Source organism: Loktanella salsilacus (assembly GCF_900114485.1).
Lineage (GTDB): Bacteria > Pseudomonadota > Alphaproteobacteria > Rhodobacterales > Rhodobacteraceae > Loktanella > Loktanella salsilacus.
In genome coordinates, this window is record NZ_FOTF01000048.1 from 1 (window position 1) to 10,852 (window position 10,852).

Genomic DNA, 10,852 nt, shown 5'->3' on the forward strand with positions numbered 1-10,852 from the left:
TCAGTCCAAGCCATTGTGATCTCCATTCAGCTTCACAACCGAACAGAATCACAAACCACTGAACTCACTCAAATAGTTTTAAATCGGGCTCTAAGCACTTTAGCCATCACAAATTTGGACCACTGCTGGGGTCCCCTCACTTTAATAAAGTTTTTGGGCGGAACAGTGATGATACCCTTTTCGGCACGGATTGGTCTGACCGGATATACGGTCGCAATGGTATAGACTCACTTTTTGGTGGCCTTGGAAGCGATAAGCTCTATGGCGGCAATGATGCTGATTTTCTGTTTGGAGGAGCCGACAACGACTACCTAGATGGCGGCAAAGATGACGATTTTCTTGACGGTGGTGACGGTGACGACCACCTCATCGGTGGTCGGGGAAACGACAGCTTAAGTGGCGGTGCTGGGAACGATTTCCTTTACGGAGATACGCGGAGCTCTGGTCATGGCAAAGGCCATGATGAATCAGATGATTACCTTGATGGTGGCGACGGCAACGATTTTATGGTTGGGGGCCAAGGCAGCGACACGCTGTTTGGGGGCGACGGCAACGATAAGCTTTTTGGCGACCAGACCCGTTCCAGCAACGGGCACTCCGACAATCACAATTCACCAAGTCGTGACGACCTTCTTGAAGGAGGTGCGGGCAACGACCTTATCGTCGGCGGTGAAGGTTCTGACTCGCTTTCAGGAGGTGAAGGTGACGACCGCATGTATGGCGACAGCATCCGCATTAATCAGCACCACGACCACGGCCATCATGGTCATAATCATGATGCTGATGACGTTCTTGATGGCGGCGCTGGCAGTGACAGCGTTTATGGCGGTCAAGGCGACGACCTTGATATTTATAACGTGGGCGAAAATGTTGACGCACACGATTATTTTAATGGCGGCCATGATGTCGACACCCTTCAGATTAATCTGACTCTCGAAGATTGGCTGGACCTCAATCAGACCGCCCCGCAGCTACAAGACGATTTTGATAATTATCTGGCGTTTCTTGCTGACAATACAAACCCACATACTGGCCAAGCAAATGGTGCGACGTTCGGTTTTGAAGCCTTGGGTATTCGCGCCACAAGGTTCGAGAATTTCGAGGTGAACGTAGACGGTGTCCAAGTGAACCCCGCCGATGAAGCCGTGACTGCGGTCGATGATGAGCGCCTCGGCACTGACGGCGTTCTTGAGGACGGCCCTTCAATCACAGGCTCTGTCATCGAGAATGACGACTTTCCTGATTTCTTCCGTGAAGTCCGTTTGATCACCGATGTCGGCGCCAACAACGGGACATTGACTCTGAATGCAGACGGCACCTTTGAATACTTCACTGACGGTGACTTCCAGCATCTGCGTGCCGGTGAAACAACGACCGTTAGCTTTGTCTACGAGGCCGAAGATGCAGATGGGGATACCGATCAGGCGACGATGACAATCGAAATTACGGGCACCAATGATCAGCCCATCGCCTCCAACCTCAGCTTCAACGTTGGCGAAGATGATGCAACCAGTAGCTTCATCACGGGCCTGACGGGCGACGGCATCACCGAAGCATTTGTTGCGACGGATGCCGATACGCTTGATAGCCTGTCGTTTGAGATACTCTCAGCGCCAGTCGATGAGTTCGGCCATAACTACGGCGAAGTCGTCAACAACGGTGACGGCACATTTACGTTCAATCCGCTCGAGCATTTCCAGTTCTTGGAGGCCGGAGAGACACGCGATGTGACGTTCCAATATGTTGCGATCGATGACAGTGGCGTAGGGACAACGCCTACATCACCAGATGAGACCGAGACGTCCGATGTCAGAACGATCACGGTCACTGTCGAAGGGGCCTATGACGCGCCAGTCAACGCGTCCGCAGATCTGCTCTTCGTGACCGAGAACCAGAGCATGTTTGCAACGGGATCGGCCATTGTGTTTGACGACCCGCTGCCATTCTTTGGCATAAACGAAACGGTTTCACTAACCGCAACCCTCATCCCAAGTTACACTGTAAGCGGTGGCGCGCTTGGGGCTATTTGGGGCGGCATCTCGTCGATTGCCAACGCGATCGCAGATGTGGGCTGTGATGTCGTGGACTGGTTGGGGATTGCTGATTGCGACGACGCACCTGACTTGCCGTCGAGCATCACGACACCAAGCTTTGGCACAGTCGGCTCTTTTTCGGCGCAAATCGGTCTTCAGCCATATTTCACCCTGACTACGGGCGACGTTGATGCCACTGTTCCGGTGAGCGTTATCTTTACCTCGCCTTATCAGGTGGAAGAAGGCGAGACCTTTACCATCGGGTCCGCCTATACGGTTGACGGTGCGCATTTCGAGACAATGAGCCCAGACGTCAACTTTGGCCTCGACTTTGTCTTTGATGTAGCCGCCGACTTGGCCCTTGCGATCGGTAACTCGACATTTGGCGGTGCATCGACCATTCCGTTGTTCGATTTCGACACGGCTAATATCAGCGGCTTCACAGGTCACGAAGGTCTACCTGGGTTTAACATCTTCGATTTCTCGGCAGATGAAGACCTTGAAACAGAGATCGATCTTTATGGATATGGCTCGCTTGCGTTGAACTTCCCGATCATCGAGACCCACAGCAACGACGCGCCAAACCCGTCGTCTGATGTGCTCACCAGCACGGGCGAAGATGATATCGCGGTTCTGACTATCGATGTGGATGCGATAATCTCCGAGCTCCCCTATGTGCCACCATTTGGCGACAGCGGCGGTGACGGCCTGACGATTTCTGTCGCTGGCGAAACTTTGGACCTCTTTTCCTACAACTATGCGTGGGACGTTATTGCCGTTGATCTGATTAGCACATTGAATGTCATTCAGAACTTCTCGTTGACAGTTGCTGAGCTCCCCCTCCTTGTGACTTTCGAAGATGGCACTGAGGTCTCGGGCTATTCGGTCGGTGCTGACGTCGATGTCACTGCGGCGGACCACTTTGATTTTGATCCAGATGTTGATGGCGATGCCGACGGCCTGATGGACTTCTCAATCGATATCGACATGGCCGCGATCTTCGACAATCTGACCACGCTTGGTTTTAGCATGGAAATCTTTGTTGGTCTCTTGCGACTAACGGGTGGATTCACATCGGACTTCATTGGCGATGAAAGCTTTAGCCTCTTTGAAAACGATACAGCGACGACGGATGATGATTTCGCATGGAGTGATACATTCTCATTGATTGATAACTTCACACTCGCGACGTTGTTTGACGACGATTTCCCAATCGTTGGCTTTGAGGAAAATACGCTTACGAACGACACCCTGACGGGTGTTTACGATATCGCGTAAAACAAAGTTGAAGGGTATGCGATCTTCCGAGGTCCATACCCTTCAATCTCGGACGATGACAAACTACGAGAAGTTGCATCTTAGATCGTAGATGCAATAGTTTGACGAGTTGAGTTATCTAGATAGCGTCCCACAACTTCTTTCGCGTCAATTGCGAGAACCGCAAGTAATCGTATATTTCCCTGCAAGCAGACCTTCGCCGCGGCGCAAAAAATCGGAAATGTGGGCTCGAACCGGACCTTAGCTGCATTTTTATGAACGACTGCTTTGACCGTGCCCCGCCCTGAATCTAAAAATGCTCTGAGCAATTTGAGGTCAAAGTCAACTTCGCCCGATGCCTCACAACGGGCCTTCGCCCGTTGCAACGGGTTGCAATCGATAGTGGCCGACATCTGTAAAAGTGTGCCTATGATGGGGAGGGCCAAGGTTGAGCTGTCACTGCGTAATGCGGGCGGTGAGCCAGATTGAGAAAGGCCCACATCATGCGCGCAGCGATCTACGCCCGGTATTCCTCTGACCTGCAAAGCGACGCCTCAATTGAGGACCAGCACCGCTTGTGCCTGCGCCTTATCGCCAGTCACGGCTGGCAGGAGGCCTAGACCTACGCGGATCGCGGCATCAGCGGGGCGTCCCACCTACGCCCCGCCTACCAGCGTCTACTGCAAGATGCCCGAGACAGCCGCCTTGATGTCGTTGTCGCCGAAGGGCTCGACCGTCTCAGCCGGGATCAGGAACACATCGCTGCATTCTTCAAGCAGATGCGGTTTCAGGGGATACCGATTGTCACGGTGGCCGAGGGCGAGATTTCAGAACTGCATATCGGCCTGAAGGGCACGATGAGCAGCCTCTTTCTGAAGGGCCTCGCCCAGAAGACCCACCGGGGCCTCGAAGGCCGCGTGCGTAAGGGCAAGTCGGCAGGCGGCGTCACCTACGGCTACGATGTCGTCCGGAACCTACTTGCGGACGGCTCCATCACCACCGGCGAACGCACCATCAATGCTGCGCAGGCTGACGTGGTACGTAAGATTTTCACAGACTACAGCCACGGCATTAGCCCGCGTGCCATTGCCGCCGCCCTGAACAAGGCGGCCATCTCCGGCCCGCGCGGCACTTGGGGGTCATCCACCATTTATGGCAACGACAAACGTGGCACCGGCATCCTGAACAATGAACTCTATTTGGGCCGTCTGGTCTGGAACCGGCAGCGGTTCATCAAAGACCCCGATACCGGCAAGCGTCAGGCGCGCATGAACAAGCCGGAGGACTGGATCATCGAACAGGTTCCGGACCTCCGCATCGTCAGCGACGACCTCTGGGAGGCTGTGAAGGCGCGCCAGACGGCCACGCGCAGTCTCGCCATCCGTGACGGCATCAAAGCCGTGGGGCGCATGAAGCGGGCCACCCACCTGTTCACAGGCATGCTGAAGTGCGGCACCTGCGGCGGCGGCTTTATTCAGGTCGGCAAGCAGTACTACGGCTGCGCCAGCACGCGGAACAAGGGGACCTGTGGCAACCGCCTGACGATCAAGCGCGAGGATTTCGAGGCCCGCGTCTTGTCTGGCCTCAAGGACCAGCTCCTGCACCCCGACCTCATCGCGGAATACGTCCGCGCCTATCAAGCAGAGTTTAACCAGCTGGCCGGATCGATCCGCGCCGACCGGCTGGCGGATGAACGCTAGCTTACTAAAGTCACCCGGCAAATCGACCAGATGGTGAATGCCATTGCAGAGGGCATGTTTCACCCAAGCATGAAGGACAAGATGACGGCGCTGGAATCGTCCAAGGCGGCGCTGACAGCCAAGCTGCGCGATGCCTCGACCGCGGCCCCTGTGCTGCTGCACCCCGGCCTCGCCGACCGCTATCAAGCTCAGGTGGCCAATCTCACGGCAGCGCTGCAGAGCGACAGCACGAAGGCCGAGGCCACGTCGATCATTCGGAGTCTTCTGACCGAGATCCGGCTGATCCCGCAGGACGGGGCGCTTGCGATTGAACTGGTGGGGGCTTTGGCTGGGCTGCTGTCTTTGGGCGAGCATGCGAAGGGCGGCCCCCAAAACGCCAAAATCCACCCGAAGGTGGCTTCGTCTAGTTCGACATTGCTGGTTGCGGGAGGGCGATTTGGACACTATTTTCAGAAACTCTACCGTGTCACCGTGCGATGATGACGTCGATGTGGTGTTAACGGCCCAAACCTGCCATTCACCGCCTCTTCGAGATGCTGCAGCGCAGCCCGTCATTGCAGACATTCGTGCATCGTGCAGCATTTGCTCGGCTAAAAGGTCGGTCTGCGGACTTCGCCGACATTGACTGTTGCTGGGCGAATATCTGCTATCAGTCTCCAGGTAGTTCGCGGACAAATAAACCTTGCTGGTGCGGCCTGACGCAGCAGGCCTTTGCTTCGGGGCTGCGTAGCTCTGCCAATCATCCTTGCAAATTCTTATCGTGAAGGGACGCAGCGTCTTTCTCGCCAAGGTGCGCTTCAATTTGCAAGGATTATTCAGACACTTCAGCAGAACTGGCGGAAATAATCATGCGACGACCGCAATGGAGAAAAGCAGGACTTTCGCCCGGGCTGGACGACACTTTGCACACTGTTCGTTTTGCACATGCTTGCTCTGCGGGGTCGCGTAACCGTCCCATTACGCCAATTGTGACACGACTGTCACAACCATGGTGACGGTGCTGATCAAGGTGGCCGCCGCCATATTTAGCACTCTTTTTGCTTTCATCCTTTTGTCTCAGGTCACCCGGCTCTGGATCGAAAGCCGCATACCACGTGACGGCAAGATCATCCCGATCGACGGCATCAATCTTCACTATGTGGATCGCGGCACAGGTCGGCCGATTGTCCTTATCCACGGCTTGTCGGGACAATTGCGCAACTTCGCACCGGCTTTGGTCGATAGCTTGGTCGCTTATCATCGCGTCATCCTGATCGACCGACCAGGCTCGGGCTACTCAGCACCACTCCCCAGTGGAAAGAACACGCTGGCCAATCAGGCGATGAGTGTGGCTGGCCTGATTGACGCGTTGGATCTGAACGCGCCGTTGGTCGTCGGCCATTCCCTTGGCGGAGCCGTCGCGTTGAACCTCGCGCTAAATCATCCCGATAAGGTCGGTGCGCTGGCGCTGATCGCGCCCGCAACTCAGCCACGCGACAGGGCTGCCTCTGCCTTCAGCGCGATGGCAATCCCTTCGGATGCGCTGCGGCGTTTCGTGTCGCTGACCTTTGCGGCCCCATTGGGGCTGCTGATCTTTGACCGGTCTGCCAAGGCAGTGTTTGCGCCTGAACCCCTGCCAGCTCAGTTTGCCACCAAGGGCGGCAGTCTGCTTTCCATTCGGCCGAGAAGTTTCTTCGCGGCGGGCGGGGACATGATTGCCCTGCGGGATGCATTGCCAGCGATGGCCGCGCGCTACCCGTCATTGCAGCTGCCGACTGGCGTTCTTTATGGACGCTCGGACCAAGTGCTGGAACCGGACATTCATGGCGCAAGGCTGCGCGACGCGGTTCCGGGTGCCACCATGACGCAGATCGAGGGAGGGCACATGATAGTCTACACCCAGCCTGACGTGGTCGCGGACTGGATACTCGCGCAAGAATTGCAAACCGCAAATGTGGGGCAACCGAATGACTGACATGAAGACCTCTTTTATAGACCAGGCCGGTGCTGCCTTTGCGTGTCAAAGTGCCAGTATTGTTGAACGTCGGCAAACATTCGGACTTGCCGAACGCCAAGACGCGCTCGACTGCCTTGCCACCGCCATCCGACAAAACGAGGCCGCACTGATTGCTGCAATGGCGACGGATTTCGGCAAGCCCGAGGCGGAAGTCATCCTGACCGAACTTGTGCCCGTGATGCAGGAAATCCGCCATGCGTCACGGCATTTGCGTCGCTGGATGCGACCCCGCCGCGTTGCGCCGACATTAGTATCCTTTGGCACCAAGGCGCGTGTTCGATCAGAGGCGCGTGGCGTCTGCCTGATCATCGCGCCGTGGAACTATCCGTTCAGCCTCGCCATTGGACCACTGGTGTCTGCGCTGGCCGCCGGCAACAGCGCGATCATTAAACCATCAGAGATGACGCCAGCCACGTCGGCGGTCGTGGCACATCTGATCAAGGAAGCGTTTCCACCCGACCTCGTGACCGCCATTGAAGGCGGTGTAGAGGCGTCGGAGGCGCTGCTGGCGTTACCTTTTGACCATATCTTCTTTACCGGCAGTCCTGCTGTGGGCAAGATCGTCATGGCGGCGGCATCGAAGACACTGGCATCTGTCACGTTGGAGCTTGGCGGGAAATCACCCACGATCGTCGGACCGGACGCCGATCTGAAGCAAGCTGCGTCTTGGATATCCTTTGGCAAGTTTGCCAATGCCGGACAGACCTGCATCGCGCCAGACCACATCTTTGTTCATGCGTCCGTGAAAGACGGCTTTCTGACAGCTTTGCGCGACCGGATTGCCAAAGCCTATGGTGAAGGTGCCAACAGCCCGCACCTTGCGCGGATCGTCAATGATCGCCACGCTGAACGCCTGTCCGGGCTGCTGCGCGATGCCGTTGCAAAAGGGGCCCGCGTATCGCTGGGCGGCGCGATGCAAGATCGCCACATGGCCCCGACGCTGATCGAGGCGATCACACCAGAGATGGACATCGATCACGAAGAAATCTTTGGCCCAATCCTGCCCATCATGACCTATGATGATATCGATGACGTGACACAGCGTATCAACGCGCGGCCCAAACCACTGGCACTTTATATCTTTGACAAGTCGCGCGAACGCGCGGAACAGATCATCACCGCGACCAGCTCTGGCAGTGTGGGTATCAATCTTACGGTCGCCCAGTTTACCCATACTGGGCTGCCGTTCGGCGGTGTGAATACATCTGGTATCGGTGCGGCGCACGGGCATGATGGCTTTCGCGCTTTCAGTCATGAACGTGCCATCCTTTCCAATCATTACTCGTCGCTGCCGATGATCTTTCCGCCCTACACGCCGGGCGTAAAAAAGCTAATCGGCCTTATCAAACGATTTTTGGGGTAGCTTGTGTTCGATTATATTATCGTTGGTGCCGGCTCTGCCGGGTGCGTCATGGCTAATCGGCTCTCTGCCAATCCGGACACGCGGGTCTGCCTTATCGAAGCGGGCACGCGAGACCGGAACCCTTTGATCCACATGCCGCTGGGGCTGGCCCTGCTGGCCCGCAGCAAAAAGGTGAACTGGGCCTATGACACAGCACCAGAGGCCGCATTGAACAACCGCCACCTTTATTGGCCACGCGGTAAGACGCTTGGCGGATCAAGTTCGATCAACGCGATGATCTATGCCCGCGGTCATCCCGCCGACTACGACGGCTGGGCGACTGCGGCCGGTCCAGCTTGGGGCTGGGACCGTGTGCGCGGCCTGCTCCTGCGCATGGAGGGCAACACAGCCCTGACGGATGCACACCACAATACGACTGGCCCATTGGCGGTCAGCAATCTGCGGGACGTTAACCCGATGAGCCGCGCTTTTGTGCAGGCCGGTGTTGAATGCCAGTTTCCAGAAAATCTCGACTTTAATGGAGAGAGCCAGGATGGCGTTGGCATCTATCAAGTCACACAGCGAGACGGAAAACGCTTTAGCGCGGCCCGCGCGTTTCTGGACCCGGTGCGCGATCGCCCGAACCTGACGATCGAAACCGGGGCGCAGGTCGAACGCATCGTCTTCGAAGGACGACACGCCGTCGGCGTCGAACTGCAAGGGCGTGTAGTGAGATTGAACGCGGGAGGTGAGGTGATCCTGTCGGGGGGGGCCGTGAACTCACCGCAGATTTTGATGCTGTCAGGCATTGGCCCAGCAGCAGAGCTGGCCCGGCACGGTATCCCGCTACTACACGATGCGGCAGAGGTTGGCGAAAATCTGGCGGACCACCTTGATATTACTGTCATGTCAACAACCAAAGGCCGCGAACCCATAGGGGTCGCCCCCAGCTTTCTACCACGCGCCCTCAAGGCCGCTTGGAACTTTGTGACCAAACACACCGGCGAGTTGACATCGAATGTGGCAGAAGCCGGGGGGTTCGTGAAATCCGACCCATCGCAGACCCGCCCCAACCTTCAGTTCCATTTCCTGCCGGCCTTGCTGCGGGACCATGGGCGGCAGATCTCTTGGGGCTATGGTGTGACGCTTCATGTCTGCGATCTTTTCCCGAAAAGCCGTGGCCGTATCCGGCTGAGCAGCAACGACCCGATGGCCCCTGCCGTAATCGAGGCCAATTACCTGACCCATCCGGACGACATCGCCGTCATGTTGAAAGGCCTGCGGATCGCCCGTCGCGTCATGGCTGCACCTGCTTTGGCCAGCCTCATTAAGGCTGAGGTCGCGCCGGGCGAAGCTTTGCAATTGGACGAAGACCTGATCGCTGACATCAGGGCCAGGGCCGAGACAATCTATCATCCAGTCGGCACTTGCCGCATGGGTCAGGACGCTGCCTCTGTCGTGGACCCCCAGGCGCGGGTGCGGGGTGTGGTCGGCCTGCGCGTCGTCGACGCCTCCATCATGCCGGCAATAATCGCGGGAAATACGAATGCCCCGACAATGATGATCGCGGAAAACGTGGCCGACATGATGTTGAGTGTTAACACGACAGGCGGGTAAACACGGCCACGAAGAATGCGGCCGTGCTCGGGCGGTTCCAAAAGGCTGATTGATACAGGCCTAAGCGAGTGAGCGCTGACCGGAATGGAAACTTTCTACCAATGCCTGATGACGACGAGGCAGTCACCGACCACTTATGCGCAGTATATTGACGATTTTGCGGTTGTGCGTTGCCTACCCAACAGCAGACGTTGTCCGCAACGCAGAATTTTTGCACTTTGGGATCGCTCGGACCTTTGCCGCGGTGAGCAAAAAACCCGCTGTGCGAACGGAGCTGCCGTCCTTTTTTAAGACGGGGCTCGAATAGTCAGTTCAAAAAACCACCACGCTGCGAAGGCGGCTGCAATCAACCAGATTGCGATAACCGCAATTGCGCCGGATCTACTTACTGGTTTGACGACGCGCAAATCTGCTTCGGTCCTGAACTCGACCATCAGGTCATCGGGCACGAGCCGAACCGCCAAAAGAATACCAAGGGGAACCAAGATCACGTCGTCAAGGTAGCCTACGACAGGAATGAAATCCGGGATGAGGTCGATTGGACTGAATGCATAGGCCGCCACGAGAGCCGCAACAATTTTCGCGAGCCATGGCACGCGGGTATCGCAAGCGGCGAGGTATAGCGCGACGACATCGCGCTTGATGAGATGAGCCCAGTCCCGCAGGCGTTGCAGGGTTGCATTTTGTTTCATTCTTGCCCGTTACATGATCCGGCCCCGACACGGCCGTTTGCTAAAATCGCTTAGCCGACTTTCGCCGCACTATCGAATGTGGGCGGCAAGGGCTCGAACCAGGCATTGGATGCATCGCATGCATCTCATGATATCCTGCTGTGTCAACGTCGGGTTGTCGCTGTGGGAGGGTATGGTGGATCGGAGGATCCCTCATGCAAACACCATACCTACCT

The 10,852-nt window shown here is 56.7% G+C and carries 8 protein-coding genes and 1 pseudogene; 8 read left to right on the forward strand and 1 reads right to left on the reverse strand.

Translation table 11 applies throughout. From position 1 onward, the window contains the following. Window positions 1–125 precede the first annotated feature (125 nt). The 8 genes and pseudogenes from BM131_RS19325 to BM131_RS19350 all read left to right on the forward strand — a co-directional run bounded on the left by BM131_RS19325 (window position 126) and on the right by BM131_RS19350 (window position 9,945). Window positions 126–3,311, forward strand: a complete 3,186-nt coding sequence (locus BM131_RS19325; protein ID WP_425434322.1) for a VCBS domain-containing protein — start codon at window positions 126–128, stop codon at window positions 3,309–3,311. A 482-nt stretch (window positions 3,312–3,793) separates the two neighbouring features. Next, window positions 3,794–3,910: a recombinase family protein gene (locus tag BM131_RS20120; RefSeq protein ID WP_139222731.1), complete on the forward strand. Its 117-nt coding sequence runs from the start codon at window positions 3,794–3,796 to the stop codon at window positions 3,908–3,910. A gap of 15 nt (window positions 3,911–3,925) precedes the next feature. Continuing rightward, window positions 3,926–4,636: pseudogene (locus BM131_RS19330) on the forward strand (recombinase family protein); the annotation flags it as partial. 93 nt (window positions 4,637–4,729) lie between these two features. After that, window positions 4,730–4,990 carry a recombinase zinc ribbon domain-containing protein gene (locus tag BM131_RS20705; protein ID WP_281245360.1) on the forward strand — a complete coding sequence of 87 codons (261 nt, stop codon included), beginning with the start codon at window positions 4,730–4,732 and terminating at the stop codon, window positions 4,988–4,990. A 30-nt stretch (window positions 4,991–5,020) separates the two neighbouring features. Beyond that, window positions 5,021–5,470 (forward strand): hypothetical protein, encoded by a 450-nt coding sequence (locus BM131_RS19335; RefSeq protein ID WP_090192076.1) that lies wholly within the window; start codon window positions 5,021–5,023, stop codon window positions 5,468–5,470. Window positions 5,471–5,978: 508 nt separating this feature from the next. Next, window positions 5,979–6,944, forward strand: coding sequence for an alpha/beta fold hydrolase (locus BM131_RS19340; RefSeq protein WP_090192078.1), 966 nt, complete (start codon window positions 5,979–5,981; stop codon window positions 6,942–6,944). A gap of 1 nt (window position 6,945) precedes the next feature. Next, window positions 6,946–8,349, forward strand: a complete 1,404-nt coding sequence (locus BM131_RS19345) for an aldehyde dehydrogenase family protein (protein ID WP_090192079.1) — start codon at window positions 6,946–6,948, stop codon at window positions 8,347–8,349. Between the two features lie 3 nt (window positions 8,350–8,352). Further along, complete coding sequence (locus BM131_RS19350) at window positions 8,353–9,945, forward strand: GMC family oxidoreductase (protein ID WP_090192081.1); 1,593 nt, start codon at window positions 8,353–8,355, stop codon at window positions 9,943–9,945. A gap of 287 nt (window positions 9,946–10,232) precedes the next feature. Here the strand turns inward: BM131_RS19350 and BM131_RS19355 are convergent, their stop codons facing one another. Beyond that, a complete protein-coding gene (locus BM131_RS19355; protein WP_090192083.1) occupies window positions 10,233–10,637 on the reverse strand; it encodes a YkvA family protein in 405 nt (134 codons plus the stop codon). Between the last annotated feature and the right edge of the window lie 215 nt (window positions 10,638–10,852).

Excerpts from the sequence above, each read along its gene's own strand:
- BM131_RS20120 (WP_139222731.1), top strand. The coding sequence starts at position 3,794 with ATGCGCGCAGCGATCTACGCCCGGTATTCCTCTGACCTGCAAAGCGAC.
- BM131_RS19345 (WP_090192079.1), top strand. The coding sequence starts at position 6,946 with ATGAAGACCTCTTTTATAGACCAGGCCGGTGCTGCCTTTGCGTGTCAA.
- BM131_RS19335 (WP_090192076.1), top strand. The coding sequence starts at position 5,021 with ATGGTGAATGCCATTGCAGAGGGCATGTTTCACCCAAGCATGAAGGAC.
- BM131_RS20705 (WP_281245360.1), top strand. The coding sequence starts at position 4,730 with ATGCTGAAGTGCGGCACCTGCGGCGGCGGCTTTATTCAGGTCGGCAAG.
- BM131_RS19340 (WP_090192078.1), top strand. The coding sequence starts at position 5,979 with ATGGTGACGGTGCTGATCAAGGTGGCCGCCGCCATATTTAGCACTCTT.
- BM131_RS19355 (WP_090192083.1), bottom strand. The coding sequence starts at position 10,637 with ATGAAACAAAATGCAACCCTGCAACGCCTGCGGGACTGGGCTCATCTC.